The following is an 18,482-nucleotide window of genomic DNA, read 5'->3' as shown; positions in this document are numbered from 1 at the left end:
TTTCTTTTAAAAATATTAATCAGGACAGGCGGGGCGAAGAAAGATGCGAAACAGATTTATTCACTCAACAAACAAGACATGGCAAACTGGTGCAGTAACACGGTAGAATTTATTGGCGAACACAGCCAATTTGAGTATTTGGAAGTGCTTTTTACAGCGATGGCTGCAAAAGAAAAAAAAGAATGCAAAGGGCAGTTACCCGCCTTTGTAAACGAAAAAGATACAGGATACCTTTTTGAAACCCGATGGGAAGGGGGCATCCTGTATTACGAAACGAAATGGTCACCCAATTTTGGGGTAATGAAGCACATAGCTGAACATTTCCGCATAGGCTTTATTCACCGCTACGCCGAACCGGGAAATATGGTCTATGGCGAAGCCTCCTACAAAGACGGTGTATTTACGGATGTTTTCTTACAACCTGTAGACTACGACCTGTGCGGATTTGATGAAGATACGGACACCTATACTTTTGAAGGCAATACTTACGAAAGTAACGACGAGATACTGGAAATCCTTTTGGAAAGGAAAAAGGAGGCTCAGGCATTGCAGGATTTGAACAACAACGAATACTAATATCCCATCACTTTAAAATCAAATAACATGACACGTGCTAACATACACATCACCCTAAGCAACGGCAGAAAACTCAAATGTGTTGCCGACAGCAGCTGCGCACCTGAACAGGGTTATATCGTGGAAGATTTAATACTCCCGCTATTGGCGTTAGCCGATAGCACAGCCGAATTAAAGCTGTTAACGGAACATTGTACAATGGGTGAACAGCGGGTAAACGCCACATACCGGTATGAGATTAATTTGCTGAAAAAGCGGGTTTCATTCTTTGAAGAAAAGTATGACTTCGGTAAGGACAAGTTTGAGCGGAGTGATGATATTACCCAACGCTACAACGACTACCTATACCTGATAAAGACCTGAAAACAAGTATTTAAACAGAATTACAAATCATTAAAATCAATAACATGACCACTAACTTTTTTGAAATCATAGCCGGGATGAACCTCCCCGGCAACTGGAAAATCACCATCCAAACAGAAGACAATATGGAATTTACCGTATCCGCCTTGTTTACCGCCTTACAATGCGGGGATCATGCTGCTAAAGCTATCCCGCCCATGCTGCTTAAAGGCGCGGCATCCGAACTGAACGATGGCTTTTTTGAAACCATAACCGCCCCTGTACAACAAACCGCAGGTTTGTACACGAATATGGAAAGCTACCTCAAGGGTTTGGAGGCTGCTAAATTGGCATCCAAACAGGAGCAGGACAACATGGAAAAAGCAAAAAAACAAGCTTCTGCCAGTAAAGATAACGGCGACATTATCGTTCCCGATGCCAAAATCAGTAAAGAGGAAAAAAAGAAAGCTTACGATGATGCCATGCAGGAAGTAGCGGAACTGATTAAAAAACTAAAGTTCAGCGATGCCTTGAACATCCTGCCATCCGTAACCGATTACCCGCATAAGGAAGGCGAGTTGAAGAAAAAGACCGACTACCTGAAAACGCAAATAGCACTTTACGAAAAAGCCCTTATCAATTTTAACGCAGAATAAACCATATCACCATGTTATTAACCAGCATATTACCACGGGTGTTTTTACACAAAGAAAACGGGCAGGAAGTCCGTTTAACCGACCCCAATAAAAAGTTCAGCCCCGAAGCGGTGCTGAACTTTTACTCGGGAACTTATCCCATTCTCACCACTGCCAAAATAAACGGCCCGGAAATTAAAAAGGATGAGATACAATACTGCTTCGTTTCCACCATCGGCACGAAAGGCTAAACAGATGAAAATAATAAACAGCAACGGCAGGGTACAACCGCCTAAAACTTCAAAACAATGCAAACTCTATCAGCAACTACAGGCATTCAGCAAGGACTTAGACCGCTTACCCGATGCACGAGAAGTCAGCCGGAACAAGCCCCGGTCAGCCCCTGCGGATTTACTGCCGATGGTTTTTTGAACCACCGCTTTTTACCGCTATACGAACCCGCTGCGGAACTGCCAGAGATCAAGGATTTGGAAACGGGGGTGTTTAACTCCCTTTCCATCTTTGAAAAACAATACGATATAAAAGTAATGGATGTCAGCGACAAGCCCCATCCCTACAATATCTTACTGGCTTACTGGAATGCGGAGCAACAGGTTTGTAAAGGCAAAAGCCATACAGAACTGTGCATCATCAGCGATGATGCCGACAAAGTTAAACTGGCGACCAAAGAATATGTGTCCACAGGCCATACCCTTTACTATATCCCTATACTGCCTCTTTACCGCTTGTTGAAAAGCGGTAAAGATAAACGGAGTGCAGAACTGTTAATGTCCGTTTGCGCTTACCTCTATCATATCACCGGTATACCTTATTACCGGGATGAGGACAGTTTTCTGTTTTACCACTACGAAATACTGGAGGACTGGATTGAGAATGACGTAGACCAAATGGATGAGCGGGATGTTAATTCAGAACGGTCAGCCCTGTATTCTGCAAACTATTACGGCGACATCATGCAGCGCAAGCTGCATAACCAATACCACCTCGAACATTTTGCGGAACGGGTGCAGCAATACCGTGCGCATACCGATTTTGAGGAGGGGTGCCTGAAACTGGCGAAAGATGCCTTAGACCTTTGGTCATCCTTTCCGAATGGCATTTTATTCCGTCACGTTAATGATAGTTTTCCCGAAAAGGAAGACAGCAACGGCGAAGATAATGATGATGGGTACTATGATGAAATGGATAGTACCATCCGCTTATCCGAAATTGTCCACTTTATAGCGGAGAATGAGGGTAGCCTGTATGACAGCCTTTCCGAAATGGTCAATAGCGAGTTCAACGAAAAGAGCAGCACCCAGGAGCCCGTATTGATCAGGGTTTATGACGAACAACTGGCCGGCAACACGGACACCCTTGATTTTGAACGCCGTCTTTTTGAACTCATTGATAATCTATGTATCCTCTTAAATGATTTACCATGAAGAACCTGACCCATGTCTTTGGCTCGCTCTACCATCCCCAAAAAGCCTTACTGATCTATCAACAGGAAAATAGCGGTAAACAGGTGTATATTGAAAGCTACGATATAGACCCCCAAGGTTACCCCATCAATGCTCATCCGCTTTCGGTAACCGAAGGGGCTGCTTTGGCGAAAGCCTTGCATACGAATCAAAGTAAGCATACCGCTTTTCTAAAACCTGCGGGTTTGTTACCGAAGAACCTGCTGTATCTTGATACCGAAAGAAACGGTTATGCGATCTGGCATACACCCAAACAAAACAGGAAGCTGTTTTTTAAAGCGGGATTAGGTATTAATAACGGCTTCGCCCACATCCCCGCTTTAATATGGAAAGCGACGAAGCAAGGGCTTGCCATTTATGCGCTGATCGATGATAAGGATGTTAATTTAGATACCGAACTTTATCATGCCCCTTTCTTTAATACCTACCATGATGGCAGGGTGTGCATGGGCAATGTCGCCATATCTATCAGTAAGAACTGTGGTTTGGAAGATTTTATAGCGCAATGGGAGCAGGCCTTTTTTGACAGTTATTTCAGCCACATAATGCAAAACCATAACCCCGTCAAAGGGAACATGGTGCAGCTGTGGCAAAGCCTTATCGATACTGAAAAGCAATTTCCCCTCAAATCCTTAATACCTCATCAAAAAACACTTAAACACCTCATCCGATGAACATCCTGACCGCTATTCATATCACCGACAATTACCTCATCAACCCGACCAATCCCATTACCGTCAACCTCATCGGTGCAGGGGGTACAGGGAGCAACATGGTCATGGCTTTAGCTAAAATGAACCACGCCCTGACGGCATTAGGGCACCCCGGCTTACAGGTTTACCTCTATGATAATGACCGGGTGAGCGAAGCGAACCAGGGCAGGCAGCTATTTGCGGATAGTGAACTCGGTATGTTTAAATCCGTTGCGCTCATTAACCGTATCAACCGCTTTTTTGGCACGAACTGGAAAGCGGTAACGGAACTATTCCATCAAACAGCGTTGCGTACATTTCCCAATAATGGTAAGGCTAACCTGTATATCTCTTGTGTGGATAAAGTAGCGGCCCGTATGGACATAGCGGAGATATTAAAAGGGTTCTCTGGTGACTCCCGCTATGAGCGCAATAAACCGCTTTACTGGATGGACTGCGGGAACAGGAAAGATACCGGGCAGGTGATCCTATCCACGATTGAAGCGGTTAAGCAGCCGGAATCTGAACAGTACCAAACCGTAGCTAAACTACCGATGGTAACGGATGAATTTAAAGGCTTACTGGAAACCTCGGAATTGGATGACGATACCCCAAGTTGTTCCGTAGCGGAAGCGCTCACTAAACAGGACTTGTTTATCAATTCTACGTTAGCTAACCTCGGCGCATCGCTGCTTTGGTCACTATTCCGTGAAGGGATGCTGTACAACAGGGGTTTCTTCCTCAACCTGAAAGAATTCAGGACACAGCCCTTGAAAGTAGGTTGAGTGGGGTTTAGACAACGAGCTTTGGGGAGCGCCTATAATGCCCCGCGGCAACGGCTTTGCCGTTGCCCTTCACCACCTGTTTATTGTTTTGATAGGGGATCAAACAGGCGGTGCTTTAAAAAATGCGGAAGGGAATTATAAATTTAGGCGGCAAAACTCGGATAAAATGGTAACCCAACTCCCTCGCACCGATTACCGCAAAGTCCAAAAAAATTATCAAGATAGTTGGCATCATTATTTAAAGAATGGGAGCCTTATTTTAACAGGCTATAATCAATACATTTGTATCTAATGTAAGATAGCTCTTTTTAAGTGCTCTTTTTTTAACAGATAGTTCTACCTTTAAATAGTAGTAAGATATTTGCCCCATATAAATTTGATGGAAGAAATTAAACCAATCACTAATAAAGTACCATTTAAAGTATCAGCAAGAACTGCCAGGTTGATAGGCAGGGAGAATATTGCTACATCAAAAGGTGCTATTATTGAGTTGGTTAAAAATGGTTACGATGCGGACAGTAAGGTTAGCATTGTATTCTTTGACAATAAACATTCCAGCTTCCAAGCGGAAATCTCAGAGGACCATTTTACGGAACTTGAACTGATGGAAGTCCCTACGGAACTACTTTTAAGAGTCTATCAAAAAACAGACGAAGGATATAAAGTCCGAAATGACATAGGTGACGGTGTAAAAGCCGAATTTAGAAAACATATTTCAAAACTGAACATACCAGCGAGTTTGACGCCGAAGAATGGCTGACTGAAAATGCTGAAGAAGGCAAGAAATATATATTAGTCCCAGTTTACAGCGCTTAACGAGTATAATTTGTTTAGTTATTTATTATCTATAACCTTAATAATATTACGTGTTAATCTCTGAAATAAAGTGGCATCCTGTGTAATAATCTCGGCATCGGCAATCATGCCTTGCTTTAACGTTACAGTTTTTTTTAAATCGGATGCAATATTAGATTTAAATTCAACTTTCGATATAAATATGCTGTCGCGATAAGGCACATCGGAGATATAGGATATTTTTCCTTGCAACATTCCATACTCTTCAAAAGGATAGCTTTTTAATTTTACCAAAACTTCCTGCCCTTTTTTGACTTTACCCAAGTTATTTTGCGGCACAATCATCTCGCCAAAAAACTGCCCGGGACCTGCGTTTATGTAAAAAACAACTTGCCCGGCGGTAACTATCTGGTTTCGCTGAATAATACCCGCGAAAGAAACTTTACCGGCTTGTGAGGCCGACAACACATAATTGCTTTTCCAATTCTTAACTTGGTCAATCAAGCTATTGAGCGCCTGCAACAATTTAGAGCACTCTTTGTTCGCCTGGTCGTCCAACTCTAAAATTCTCATCCGTTTGGCTAATAAATTGCTGCTTGAGGTTATCATCTCGGCATCACTATGCAACAACGATGCCTTTCGGCATAAGTATTTACGTTCCTGAGTGCGAAGTTTGGCGGACATTTTTACTTTTTGTTGCTCCTGCTTGTTTAACAATAAGATATCTTTCTGAAGGAAAGCGCGTTTCCTAATTAACAAGCCATTTTCGATAAATGAACGATAGGTTAAATAGGCTTTAGCAAAAGACAGATAGGCCCCCTGTAATTCACCTAATTCGCAGTTACTGGAATTATCAAAAAATATCCGATCAATTGCTTGGCCATTGTTTAGCCGCGCCTGTACTTTTTCTAGTTGAATGAGCAACTGCAAAACTTTGTCATGGCTGGCTGTACTTTCCAAATAAGCCAATGGCTGGTTGGCTTTAATTTCTTCATTGTTAATAACTAATAATTTAACCAGTTTACCACTTACTTTTGACACAACTTGTTTAGGCATATCTGACGAAGCAATTTTAAGCTGTGTTTCAACAATGTCCGGATATTTTATAAGCGCAGATAAACCAAACAATAAAATGAAAATATAAAGAAATAGAGTTATTCCCCATCGGAGTATCCATGACGGTACAGATGTAATGATATCCTGCAACTCGTCGGTGTGTCGTTGATGGGATGTTGTGTTATTTGTGTTCGATTTTAAGGGCATAATGCGAAATCTAAATGTTCTAAGAAGGGCAGAAAATAAATCACGACCCTAACTCCAACTGGTTTTTTACTAACTGATAGTATTCGCCTTTTAAGGCTGTGAGTTCTTTGTGTGTTCCCTGCTCTGCTACCCTTCCCTTGTCTAGAAGTATTATATTGTCGGCATTACTTACGGTGCTTAACCGGTGTGCAACAATCACTACGGTACGCCCCGTAAAAAAATCTTTCATGTTATCCATTACCACACGCTCGTTGTTAGCATCCAACGCATTGGTGGCTTCATCAAAAAATAAATATTGCGGGTTCTTGTAAACGGCGCGGGCAATTAGTAAGCGTTGCCGTTGCCCTTGGCTTATGCCGTTACCCTCGGCACCGATCTTAGTGTTTAATCCCAATGGTAACGCACCTATAAAATCTTGAATATTAGCCACTTGTATGGCATGGAATAGTTTTTCCCTGTCGGGATACTCATCGCCTACAGCAATGTTCTTCTCTATCGAATCAGAGAAAACAAACCCATCTTGCATTACAACACCGCAATTCTCTCGCCATGTTTTAAATTTAATATGTTCCAGCGACTGTTCACCTATTTTGATCTCTCCTTTAGCCGGTTCGTAAAAGCGCAACAAAAGTTTTAGGATCGTAGTTTTTCCACTGCCACTCATGCCTACTATTGCCGTGGTTTTGCCTTGAGGAATTGACACATTGATATTTTGCAAAACGGGCTCGTTACCTGCTCCAGGATAAGTAAATGATACATTATTTAGGCTTATGGTTAAATTTTGTGGCAATGTTTCATTAAATTCTTTTTCTATCGGTTCCTCATCTGCCATCAGGTGAATTTCGTTCAGGCGTTCTAAACTTATTTTAGCATCCTGAAACCCTTGAATAAATGTCAAAAATTGCTGTATGGGACTATTTAATTGACCAATAATATACTGAACCGCAATCATGGCACCCAAAGTAAGATGCCCCTCGATGACTGCTTTGGCACTTAAAAAGGTAATAAGCAAATTGGTAGATTCGCTAATAAATGTAGACCCGCCATGCTGGTATTGAGTTAGAGCCAGATTTTTCACATTAAATTTAAACAATCTGGCTTGAAGATGCTCCCACTCCCAGCGTTTTTGCTGTTCGCAGTTATTAAGCTTAATCTCCTGCATACCATTCACTAATTGAACAATGCTACTTTGATTCTTTGATGAAATGTCAAAACTTTTATAATTTAACTCGCGGCGGCGTTTTAGAAATTTAGTTATCCATCCGATATAAAGCGCGCTACTGGTAATAAAAATAATGAAGATAGAAGTATTATAGTAAGCCAATACCAAAGAAAAAACCGCTAGGTTAAACATTGAAAAAAAAGTGCTTAATGCCGATCCCGTCAGAAACGATTCTATCCGGCGCTGATCATTCATGCGCTGCATGATATCACCTGTCATTTTGGTGTCAAAAAAACTGATGGGTAACTTCATGAGTTTGATCAGGAAATCGGTAAGAATAGAAATATTCACTCTGGTACTGATATGTAAAAGTATCCACGACCGAATAAATTCAACACTAATCCTGCCAATGATTAGGGCCGCTTGCGCAATAATTACAATATAGATGAAATCTATATTACGTGTGTTAATACCAATATCCACTACCGATTGGGTGAGGAATGGCGCAACCAATTGCAAAATAGTTCCCAAACCTAATCCAAAACATAGTTGTATTACCAATTGGCGATAAGTAACCAAATAACGCAACAAAAACTTCCAGTTCACTTCGCTGCTTTTGTCGTCTTGCTGTTCATAAAAGTAAGGCGTTATACTTAACAACAACGCCATACCCTCTTGACTTCCAGACGCAGAAACCCATGCCCGATTAAACTCAGGTTCTGTAAGGATAAACAATCCGCTTCCGGGGTCTGCTATGTGATATTTGCCTTTTCGTATCTTGTACAGCACCACGAAATGATTCTGATGCCAGTGTAAGATACAAGGCAACTCGGCCTTGTTCAGTTCTGCTAAAGAAAGTTTTGCACCCAGTCCACGGAAACCTATCTTCTCTGCGGCATCGTTTAAACCCAGCATCGATACTCCCTCGCGGTTAATCTGGGCAAGCTGTCTAATGGTCTCGACACTGATTCGACGGCCATAATGACGGACAATCATTCTTAAACAGGTAGGCCCACAATCCATTGCATCGGGCTGCTTATAAAAATGAAAAGACATAGGCAAATAGGGAATTCAATTAGTGAATCAATTTGGTTGGTGTAATCTTAAACATATCGGGTATTATATCAGGTATTTTTTTGGGTATAAACACCTTTTTAAAGTAAATCAGATGATAAAGCAATACTTCGAATTTGTTTTTGTAAATCATTTGGCCATTTACCCAGCTTAATTTCCCCGGAAGCCCTTCAATTATAAAGAGGTCAAAAAAAACCCGCAAGCCATCAATAGCCTCCATTTTTTTTACGACATGCATCATGCTTTCTATTTCAGTATTGATTTCTAAATAAGATTTTCCTTCAGAAAAATCTTCATGAGCAAAATTAGTTTCGTCAAAACAATAGTGATGATCTGTTGTAAATACCTTAACGTAATCTCTACTTTGCTCGTAGAGATGGTTAACTTTAAAAACATTCCGGTAAAGCAAAAAACACCCTGTTAACCAATCGGGCCGCACACTTATTAAATCGTAAAGAGAGAACAAATCTTCAGTTATAAAGCCTCGTATGTCGCCCAAAATTATATCAAGGTCACAATGTCCCCAAAATGTATAAGGAGTTAAAAAGTCAGCAAATATTTTACCATAGGCGGGCTTGAAATCGCATAATTTGTAACCAAAAGAAATCTTAATGGGGAGTTGCATGCACTCGCTTGCTCTTAAACTAAATTCATCGAGCGTGGTGAGTACAGCTTGGATATTTCCGCCAGCGAAGGGAATAATAGACCGATCATCAGTTATCACCAAAAAATCAATTGATGTGTTTTTGCGAGCGGAATGAATGAAATAAGGAGTGTACCAGGGAAGTTTCCCAAAATAACAGACAATTAAAGCGAGACTGGTTTGCTCCATTTTAGCGGACTATACGTAGATAATAAATAACATGGCCATGCTTAACAGGCCCACAGGCAATGCAACTTGGGTAGAGTACCAACGTATGCACCGACCCATAAATAATCGGATTGACCGCTGCCTTCTATTTTTAGTTTTTAGCCCTTCCCAACTGAGCGCAATTTTGATCATTACTAAAAATTAATTTTTCGGTTTTCGTAATTTAAAAAGTTCCTGCCATTAATGCGGTGTGATACGGTAAGCTGCATTTGTTAAAAGATAAATGTTCCTTTCCGAAGTATTTCTCACGCCCATGATTTTTTTTGTCGCTCTTATTGAACAGCGATTTACTAAAATTAAGGCAGAGAATATATTTAGATTAAAAACTGGTTTATGATTCCTGTTAGTAAAACTAATCAATTACTTTATATTTAACCAAGTCGAAATTAGCTATTAGGACTTAGTTAATTAAATGCAAGAGCCTGGTTACAAAACGTTGTGATAAAATGATTAACCAATCTATAGTCGTTTCTCTATAAGCAACCGGGAGTGAGCGGCCTAATATCCATTTCATCGCTTCCAGTTTTTTTTGACTGCTCCAAATTATAAGCAATCTCAATAAAGCTTTAATTGTTAATGTTTACCTCAGCTTTAATCGTTTTAGGGTAATTACAGTACGCCTGAGAAAACAGTCCAGCCCGATATTTTGCTGCAATTATCTATGCTTGTTAGTGCTAAAGTAATGTGCCTTGTAAAAAAATTGGCGAATTGATTTTTTTATTTATAATTTACAAATTCAATAACCAAAAAACCGCCAATCTCACTATTAAGTATATTTCCAGTCACTTGCCTATCTAGCATAATCGTTGAATTACTTTTTATGTCGACAATAAATCACTTTGCAAGGGAAGAAAGAGTCTATTTTTATAAGACGCCGAAATGACATGGCAATTACTCAATTTTTATATTCTAACACCGTATTATAAAGCAAAAAGAATGGAATTATGACAGGATCGACCTCGCTAACTAGGAATGAAATAAAAAAAAGTCATAAACACTGACGTAGTGGCGAATATCGCAAATACTGCGCGGTTGTCGGACCCTGTTTTTGTATTAAGTCATTAAGTGTACTTAAGGTTATCTTTAAGCCGTCCGAGTGAAGAAACCTGACGAATCTCCAGTTAATATTTACAGCCGGGATGTATTGTTTCGGCAAATTTAAAATTTCCGAATGAAGAAAAACATCACTGTTCCGCTTCCCCTTAATATAGAACAAAAGCACATTAGTCTATATTTCGACAACTGCACTTATGTCTTCACACCGGAGCGGACGAGGATAAGAACCTGGGTGTTTGTCACAAACACAGGATTTTGTATGAATAACAGGGGCCTTATTAAAGACTGCCATCACCAATTTCCACACCAACTTACCAATTATCAAAACGAAGCCGCTCAATATTATTACAATGTCGTAGATGATCCGGGCCAGTTAATTGAGCTCGACGATCAGCGCACTTACCTCCTAATTCACCATCCTTGGTTTAATTATTTTCACTGGATTACTGAATCTATTTTCAGGCTTTGGTCAGTCCGAAAAAAAAATAATGATCTGGTTTTAATATTGCCAGAATCTTATCAACACGTCGATTTTATCATGGGTTCCTTGGCTCCATTCGAATTAAAAAATATATATTTTATTCCTTCAGGTAAAAGTTTGATGGTCAAAACGCTTTGTTTGCCCCCAGTTAAGCGAATCTGTGATTCATTTGATGCCCGACAGTTGAAAAGTGTGCGAAAGTTTTATACAGAATACGTGTTGCAAATAAATGATAGCGTTGAACTGCCTGGTGAAAAACTTTATATCAGTCGGGAATTAGCAAGTAGAAGAAAGATTACTAATGAAAAAGCTATTCAGGAGGTTGTTACTAAATATGGTTTTACCGTTTTTTACCCTGAGCGATTCAGCTTTTTAAAACAAGTGGCAATTTTTGCCAAAATTAAATTCTTAATTGGCACCCACGGCTCTGGTCTGACTAATATCCTCTTTATGCCAGAGAACAGTTCAGTTTTAGAATTACATAAAAACAAAACCAATGAATTAGATCATCCTAGCCCGCTATTTTGGTATATGTCGAACGGATTGAAAATTAACTATTTTCATCAGCTTTGCGAAACGGACGGGCCGGAGGATTATTTCGAAGGTAATTATTTAGTTGACACTGTGCTTTTGGAAAAGAACTTAAAATTGATGCTTAATTATGAAGAAAGTACTACTGCTTACAGATGTTAATTTTGAGGAATTGTCGTCTGGTAACCGTGCTCGCATTTATGCTCTCGTTAATTACTTATCAACGCATGTACAACTAACTGTGGTAAACACTGGCCCAGCAGATCAAAACGTCGAAAGCAGGTTGAGCGCATTGTTTGCCAGTGAATTTTTTACACTCGAAAAAACAAAATACCTAAGTTCAACAGGATATGGGCGTAGGCTAAAAACATTTTTGAAAGACCGTCGTTTTGACGCAATTATTGTCGAATACATTCACTGCAGCTATTTTCTTAATTTTTTTAAATATGAGGTTACCTTAATCCTTGATGCGCACGATATTGTTAGTGAACGTACTAAAGCATTCAAGAAATTTAATCATGCTGGTGCACTTTATGAACTTCCCCTTAGTGTTGAAAAAGATATTTTCAGTCTGTATGATCGCGTTATCGTGCTTTGCCCGGACGACGTTGTTAAAGTTACGTCAATGGCTGGATCTGGAAAAGCGCTATTATGTCCGCATCCTGTGAATATAGTCACACATCCAATTAGAAAAGAAGTAAATAACATAGCTTTTGTAGGAAGTGCTTACCTACCAAACGTTGATGCAGTAAACTGGTTTCTAAAAAACTGTTGGCCTACAATCACTGCTAAGTATAATGCGCAGTTTCATATTTATGGTACGGTTTGTAGCAATGTTGATTTTGCCGGGCAATTAAACGTTATCCCAAAAGGATTTAACGGTGATATAAACGAAATATACCATGACGCAGATATTATCATCAATCCGGTGCGTTTTGGTGCGGGGATAAAGATTAAAAACATTGAAGCCTTGGCGCACGGGAGGCCCCTGGTTACAACATTACATGGAGCTCGTGGCATTGAAAACAGCACAGGTGAAGCTTTTCTAATAGCAGATAACGCAGCAGATTTTACTCAAGCAATTGAAACATTGCTAATTGATGCCACGCTTCGCAAAAAACTTAGCGAAAATGCGCATAGGCTCATTAGCCGTTCCTTTTCGGAGGACAATTGTTTTACTCCTTTAATTAAATTAATCGAAAATATATAGTTAAGGACTTTCCGTTATACTTTAAAGGGAATTTAATTTATCAAATAAATAATTTTGTAATTATTAATTAATTTCGTAAAAATAATTAATAATTAGTAGTGAAAAATCATAATTATTTCACGAGATATTTAACTATCAACAAAATTTATATTTACTTTTAAAGTACCAAACCGAATTACCAAAAACCTAATACGTACTGTTTAGAATAGGCCTTACATGATCACCTTGACCAAAGAAAATAATGCTGATGCGGCAGTATACAAGCTGCTTAAATATCTGTCGATAAATATTGACCCGGCAATCATTTGTGAAGAATTGGAGAAACACCCCGATTACCCCTCTCTGCTAGCTGTTAGTGATATACTTACGGCACTCAAAATTGAAAATAACGCTTTACGTGTGGATTACGATGAATTGATTGACGTTCCCTGTCCATTTATGGCTCATTCTATTTTAGATGGCGAATCATTAATTGTGGTAACTAAATTAAACAAGGATTTTGTTACCTTTTCAAACGAAACAGTAAATAGACGAAGAGTAAGCTCCGAAGACTTCAGAAAGCAATTCAACGGAATTGTCCTTATAGCCAAACCAGGCGAAAATTACCCACCTGTTGGAGCCGGTCTTTCGGCCTGGGCTGACGGGCTTAAAATGCCGGCAATAACTACGGGCACCGTAATTATATTTCTTTCATCCTTGTATTACCATACCGATTATCTAAGTGTTCTCAACTGGCGGCTTATCTTATTGACGCTTTTTAAATTTGCGGGGCTGATCACATCGATATTACTACTGATTCAATCTATTGACAGTAATAATCCATTGATACAGATGATTTGCCAGACAAATGGAAAAACTAATTGCAACGCAATTCTTTCATCGAAGGCGGCGAAGGTGTTTGGCGTCGAATGGCTGAGTTGGAGCGAGGTTGGATTCTTTTATTTTGCTAGCACAACTTTATTAATTTTAATTGGTGGCAATTCTCAAGTTATAATGAAAATCCTCTTAATTTTAAACATTGTCAGCTTACCCTATACGTTTTATTCAATTTATTACCAAGCGCGAATAGCTAAACAATGGTGCATCCTTTGTTGTACAGTACAGGCTTTATTGTGGCTGGAATTAATTTTTCTGGTTAGTTATCAAAATTCTATTCGCCTTGCGTTTGCCGAAGATCGCGGTATCGTATTTAGCTCTGTTTATGTTTGTTTAACACTGCCTATGATATTATGGGGAATATTGAAACCACTCTTTTTAAAGGCAGAAAGTTTAAAGCCCTTAAAGCGACAATTGCGCAAGTTTAAGTACAATACTTTTTTATTTAATAAAATGCTTACTTCCCAGCCTAAATTTAACCAGCCTGATGAAGAGTGGAGTATAGTGTTAGGTAACAGAGAAGCTAATAATGTAATTACGATGGTGAGCAATCCCTATTGCCCGCCATGTTCGATTACGCATATGCTGCTTCATCAATTACTTGAAGGAAATGACAACCTTCAGGTACGCATTATTTTTGCACTTGGGAATCGTGGTAACGATATTTCAACAAGTGTTAGCAGGCATCTGGTTGCTTTAAGCGACGTGCCTGGACCAAACAAACTAAAGACGGCACTAAACGACTGGTACGAACAAAAACAAAAAGATTATACATCCTGGGCAAAAGCATATCCTGTTGCATTAAGCGGTATGGAAATTAAAAAAATCGACAAACAGAATGATTGGTGTGAAAAGGCGAAGGTGACCGCGACTCCTACAATTTTACTCAACGGTTATCTTTTGCCTGAATTATACCGGGTTTCAGATTTGAAATATATGCTTGAATAAGCACAAACAATACTTCTCGAGAAAGTAGGGAGCATGGCCCTTATTAAACATGACGGCGGCAGGACGAACCTGGTACTAGTAATAAATTTTTTATGAATTTAGAAAAATTAAACCTTAAAAGCATTAAGAATGTACTAAGCAGGGGCGAAATGAGAAAAATTATGGCTGGGAGCGGCCCTCCAGGAGGCGGAGGCGGCCCAGGCCAACAATGCGGACAAGGGTGTTATGTATCGGCTGGTTCAGGAGGTTGTCCACTATGCGGCCCATGCGTACCTCTTTTTGGCGGAAATGTTGGCACTTGCTCTGCATTCTGATAGGTAAATAGGTTAAATATCCAATCACTTACCTATTATTTTTTTCTACTACATCGCATTACTTGCTTATTAACATTACTAAAGTAGTGCATTTTAAAAACTGCTTTTTTACCAAAAAAGCAGTTTTTAATTAACTTATCAAACTGTTTGACCGATAATCAGAGGTTAGACAATGTTAATTAAAAGGATATAAAATGTTGTTATTCTTGCTAAATAGAAGAATCCCTTACTCCATTAATAAACTATATGAGAATTTTGTATAAAGTTTTGAATAGATTTATTATTCCCAATTTAATATCAATTAAAAAAAAGGTTGTTGTTCTTTTATTTCTTTTGGTCAGTCAAACAATCGCCATTGGCCAGATAAGGCAATTACATGAAGAACTTTTAGGGGTTAAAGCGTCAAACGATAGCTTAAATAAATTAAATCCAAGAGAAAAAATTTACCTGCAATTTGACAAACCATATTATGGACTTGGCGATACAATATGGTTTAAGGCGTACTTGTTAAATTCTTTTTTAACGGCTTCCGAGAAAAGCGGCATAATTAATATCGATATAGCAAATCAAGAAAATAAGGTTTTAAAACGGTATAAAATTGCTGCACAAAATGGTTTGGGATGGGGGAACTTGAAACTCGATGAAAATAAAGGCTTTACCTCTGGTACTTATACCATTACAGCCTATACTAACTGGATGCGTAATTTTGGGCAAAATTATTTTTTTAGCAAATCCTTTTACATAACAGGTAGCGATGAAAACGGCTGGCTAATAGAGAAGCGAGTGGAAGGACCGACCAAAATTGATGATAGTGTCAAAGTTAAACTATTACTTCATGATATAAACAAAAAGCCGGTTGCAAATAAAATTTTAAAATTGCAAGTTTTAGCTGGCGACAACAACCTATACAAACAAGCTATTCAGACGAATGATCTCGGTTTGTTGAATTTAAAGTTTAAATTACCGGGTAAAGCTGCCAATTTAAGTATAATGGCTGAATCGTTTCCGACAGGTAAAAAGGCGGTTATACCGCTTGAGTTAAATTTATCGCAGAATATCGACCTTCAATTTATGCCTGAAGGCGGTTACCTTGTTGGTGGATTACCTGCACATGTTGGCTTTAAGGCTATCGGGGAAGATGGAAAAGGTGTTGATATTTCAGGGATTATTACAAATCATGAGGGAAAAAAAGTCGCCGTATTCAACGCTCTTCGTTATGGCATTGGTAGCTTTGACTTAGCAGTACAAAAGGGCGAAATCTATACTGCAAAAGCCACTCTCCCAGGCAATATCATTAAAGAATACCCGCTACCTTTGATAAAGGGTACGGGGACGATTGTAACGGTAAAAAACGAGTTGCTAAGCGATTCATTAGAAGTATCTATTTTCGCTACAAGTGATTTCGCTAACCTGGGCAACGATTATTTCTTGATTGGTAAAGCGCGTGGCGTGATATGTTATGCTGCTACCTTTAACTTTATTAGAGGCAATGTTATCAAGAAAAAGATAGCAAAAAGCTTATTTCCTGATGGAATAACGAAATTGGTTATGTTGACTACTAATCAACGACCTTTAAATGAACGAATGACATATATTGGGAACCATGACAATCTTCATATACGGCTAAAAACCAACTTAACAAATTACGCTCCCCATGACAGTGTAGCATTAAATATAAAAGTAACTGATGACGTGGGTAATCCGATTGCAGGGAACTTTTCAATGGCTGTAACCGACGACGCAGAGGTTAAAACAGACACGATGAAAGATGGTAATATGTTAACTCAAATGTTGTTGACAGCCGATTTACAAGGGCGTATTGAGCAACCTAATTATTATCTTTCATCTAAAACTGCTGAGTCATGGCAAGCATTGGACAATTTATTAATTACACAAGGATGGATAGGATATAATTGGGAACAGTATTTCAATTCAAAAACTATCATATTTAAACCGGTGAATGGATTTGGGGTTAAAGGGCGCGTTTTGAACGGGTTCAATAAACCTGTAAGACAAACAAACGTTCTCTTATTTTCGAAGTCTCCAACTATCCTAATGAGTACCACAACAAACAATAATGGCGAATTCTATTTTGATAACTTTCCACGTATTGACACCCCAATTTTTGTTTTAAAAGCGGTAAACAAAAGTGGTAAAAGTTTTAATGTTGATATTGTTATTGATAATGAAGGCTCTCCTGAAATTATTAAATTAAAACGGCCATTAGTGGCGCCATGGTATCTGAATACCGATACTACTTTAATCAGTTACGCAAAAGTCAGCAATATGGTGACGCAGCACGACTATATGAAACCAGGAACTCGTGCGTTAAGCGAAGTGAAGATATTGGGTATGAAAATTATAAAAGGGTCTCAAAATTTAAACGGATCAGGAAACGCTGACTTTGCATTAAATGAAAGAGACTTAGAAAAAGCACTAAAAAAGAGTTGGTTACAACTCTTCGAAGAAAAGATCAAAGGATTTCAGGAAATGAACCTTCCCCCACACTATCCTTTATCATATTATATGAATTTCAAAGAAGTGATTTTCCTGGTAGATGGAGTCGTATTGACCAGCGTATATCAATCAATGGATTTCCCAGCCTTAAAAAATTATTTGCAATCGCATACTGCGGAAGACATCAAAGGTATTGAAGTGATGTCCTCAAGTAAATTTGTCGGAAAGTATTCGTCCAGGTTTTACCCATATGCAAGCCCCGATAATCTTGCCTTCGTTGAAATTACAACACGCTCAGGCCACGGCCCGATTATCGATAATACCCCGGGGATGTATCTTTATAAACCTTTGCCACTAAGCTGGCCAGCACAATTTTACAAACCGAAGTTCAAAGTTAACGATGTTATTAAGGATACACCCGACTTTAGGCCAACTATAAATTGGGAGCCAAATATTTTTACCGATATAAATGGAGAAGCTAAGGTATGGTTTTATGCAGGTGATAAACCTACCACTTATACAGTAATCATCGAAGGAACCAATATGAATGGCGGTATAGGTTATGAAAGAGGGAAAATCTGTATTGAAACTAAAAATAAGTAATTTCTTAAAATAAAACATCTTCTTTTTTCTGAAGGGCAGCCGTCAATCATTGGAATTGCCCAATGCCAATATTGATGATGAAAAGGAAGAACTGCAAAAGCAATTAAAAAATATCCATCCAAAGTCTAATAATTCATTTGCATATCCAGCGACAGTAGTTAAATGATGGATAACTAAATCAATATCGTGATTATCTAAGGTTAATAGGTAGTTTGGATTATCTTGAGCTATAAAATAATATTTTGCGGATTCGATCAAGTAATAATCATAATGATGTGGGTAATTATGATGGAACCCCTTTTACCAAGCCCTTGTCATTCAGGCAAA

The 18,482-nt window shown here is 39.0% G+C and carries 16 protein-coding genes; 12 read left to right on the top strand and 4 right to left on the bottom strand.

The features are described 5' to 3' along the window. Nucleotides 1-78 precede the first annotated feature (78 nt). The 8 genes from EPL05_RS19550 to EPL05_RS19515 all read left to right on the top strand — a co-directional run bounded on the left by EPL05_RS19550 (nucleotide 79) and on the right by EPL05_RS19515 (nucleotide 5,274). Nucleotides 79-576 (top strand): DUF1281 family ferredoxin-like fold protein, encoded by a 498-nt coding sequence (locus tag EPL05_RS19550; protein WP_128535687.1) that lies wholly within the window; start codon nucleotides 79-81, stop codon nucleotides 574-576. 27 nt (nucleotides 577-603) lie between these two features. Then, nucleotides 604-939 carry a penicillin-binding protein gene (locus EPL05_RS19545; RefSeq protein ID WP_128535686.1) on the top strand — a complete coding sequence of 112 codons (336 nt, stop codon included), beginning with the start codon at nucleotides 604-606 and terminating at the stop codon, nucleotides 937-939. A gap of 44 nt (nucleotides 940-983) precedes the next feature. Further along, on the top strand, nucleotides 984-1,574 hold the full coding sequence (locus tag EPL05_RS19540; protein ID WP_128535685.1) for a hypothetical protein: 591 nt from the start codon (nucleotides 984-986) through the stop codon (nucleotides 1,572-1,574). Nucleotides 1,575-1,585: 11 nt separating this feature from the next. Continuing rightward, entirely contained in the window at nucleotides 1,586-1,804 is a 219-nt protein-coding gene (locus EPL05_RS19535; protein WP_128535684.1) for a PRTRC system protein C, read from the top strand. A 57-nt stretch (nucleotides 1,805-1,861) separates the two neighbouring features. Beyond that, nucleotides 1,862-2,998 carry a hypothetical protein gene (locus EPL05_RS19530; RefSeq protein WP_128535683.1) on the top strand — a complete coding sequence of 379 codons (1,137 nt, stop codon included), beginning with the start codon at nucleotides 1,862-1,864 and terminating at the stop codon, nucleotides 2,996-2,998. Then, nucleotides 2,995-3,711 (top strand): PRTRC system protein B, encoded by a 717-nt coding sequence (locus EPL05_RS19525; RefSeq protein WP_128535682.1) that lies wholly within the window; start codon nucleotides 2,995-2,997, stop codon nucleotides 3,709-3,711. The genes EPL05_RS19530 and EPL05_RS19525 overlap by 4 nt, the downstream gene beginning before the upstream one ends. After that, entirely contained in the window at nucleotides 3,708-4,514 is an 807-nt protein-coding gene (locus EPL05_RS19520) for a PRTRC system ThiF family protein (RefSeq protein ID WP_128535681.1), read from the top strand. The genes EPL05_RS19525 and EPL05_RS19520 overlap by 4 nt, the downstream gene beginning before the upstream one ends. 379 nt (nucleotides 4,515-4,893) lie before the next feature. Continuing rightward, nucleotides 4,894-5,274: a hypothetical protein gene (locus EPL05_RS19515; RefSeq protein WP_128535680.1), complete on the top strand. Its 381-nt coding sequence runs from the start codon at nucleotides 4,894-4,896 to the stop codon at nucleotides 5,272-5,274. Nucleotides 5,275-5,348: 74 nt separating this feature from the next. Here the strand turns inward: EPL05_RS19515 and EPL05_RS19510 are convergent, their stop codons facing one another. From EPL05_RS19510 to EPL05_RS19500, 3 genes are all read right to left on the bottom strand, one after another. Then, nucleotides 5,349-6,437 (bottom strand): HlyD family secretion protein, encoded by a 1,089-nt coding sequence (locus tag EPL05_RS19510; RefSeq protein WP_243837332.1) that lies wholly within the window; start codon nucleotides 6,435-6,437, stop codon nucleotides 5,349-5,351. Nucleotides 6,438-6,612: 175 nt separating this feature from the next. Beyond that, complete coding sequence (locus EPL05_RS19505) at nucleotides 6,613-8,790, bottom strand: peptidase domain-containing ABC transporter (RefSeq protein ID WP_128535678.1); 2,178 nt, start codon at nucleotides 8,788-8,790, stop codon at nucleotides 6,613-6,615. A gap of 19 nt (nucleotides 8,791-8,809) precedes the next feature. Continuing rightward, on the bottom strand, nucleotides 8,810-9,640 hold the full coding sequence (locus EPL05_RS19500) for a DUF6625 family protein (RefSeq protein ID WP_128535677.1): 831 nt from the start codon (nucleotides 9,638-9,640) through the stop codon (nucleotides 8,810-8,812). A 1,210-nt stretch (nucleotides 9,641-10,850) separates the two neighbouring features. Here EPL05_RS19500 and EPL05_RS19495 point away from each other — a divergent pair. From EPL05_RS19495 to EPL05_RS19485, 3 genes are all read left to right on the top strand, one after another. Next, complete coding sequence (locus tag EPL05_RS19495; RefSeq protein ID WP_128535676.1) at nucleotides 10,851-11,909, top strand: glycosyltransferase family 61 protein; 1,059 nt, start codon at nucleotides 10,851-10,853, stop codon at nucleotides 11,907-11,909. Continuing rightward, nucleotides 11,878-12,957 carry a glycosyltransferase family 4 protein gene (locus EPL05_RS19490; protein WP_128535675.1) on the top strand — a complete coding sequence of 360 codons (1,080 nt, stop codon included), beginning with the start codon at nucleotides 11,878-11,880 and terminating at the stop codon, nucleotides 12,955-12,957. Before EPL05_RS19495 ends, EPL05_RS19490 begins: the two co-directional genes overlap by 32 nt. A 216-nt stretch (nucleotides 12,958-13,173) precedes the next feature. Then, nucleotides 13,174-14,781: a vitamin K epoxide reductase family protein gene (locus tag EPL05_RS19485; protein ID WP_128535674.1), complete on the top strand. Its 1,608-nt coding sequence runs from the start codon at nucleotides 13,174-13,176 to the stop codon at nucleotides 14,779-14,781. A 159-nt stretch (nucleotides 14,782-14,940) separates the two neighbouring features. On the opposite strand, the gene EPL05_RS24095 is transcribed toward EPL05_RS19485, so the two are convergent. Further along, nucleotides 14,941-15,090 (bottom strand): hypothetical protein, encoded by a 150-nt coding sequence (locus tag EPL05_RS24095; RefSeq protein WP_166727758.1) that lies wholly within the window; start codon nucleotides 15,088-15,090, stop codon nucleotides 14,941-14,943. A 251-nt stretch (nucleotides 15,091-15,341) separates the two neighbouring features. On the opposite strand from EPL05_RS24095, the gene EPL05_RS19480 reads away from it, so the two are divergent. Continuing rightward, nucleotides 15,342-18,155 carry a hypothetical protein gene (locus EPL05_RS19480; protein ID WP_128535673.1) on the top strand — a complete coding sequence of 938 codons (2,814 nt, stop codon included), beginning with the start codon at nucleotides 15,342-15,344 and terminating at the stop codon, nucleotides 18,153-18,155. The last annotated feature ends 327 nt before the right edge of the window (nucleotides 18,156-18,482 follow it).

The sequence above is a fragment of the Mucilaginibacter gilvus genome (genome assembly GCF_004054195.1).
GTDB classification, from domain to species: Bacteria; Bacteroidota; Bacteroidia; order Sphingobacteriales; family Sphingobacteriaceae; genus Mucilaginibacter; species Mucilaginibacter gilvus.
This window is presented reverse-complemented; position numbering and strand designations above follow the sequence as displayed.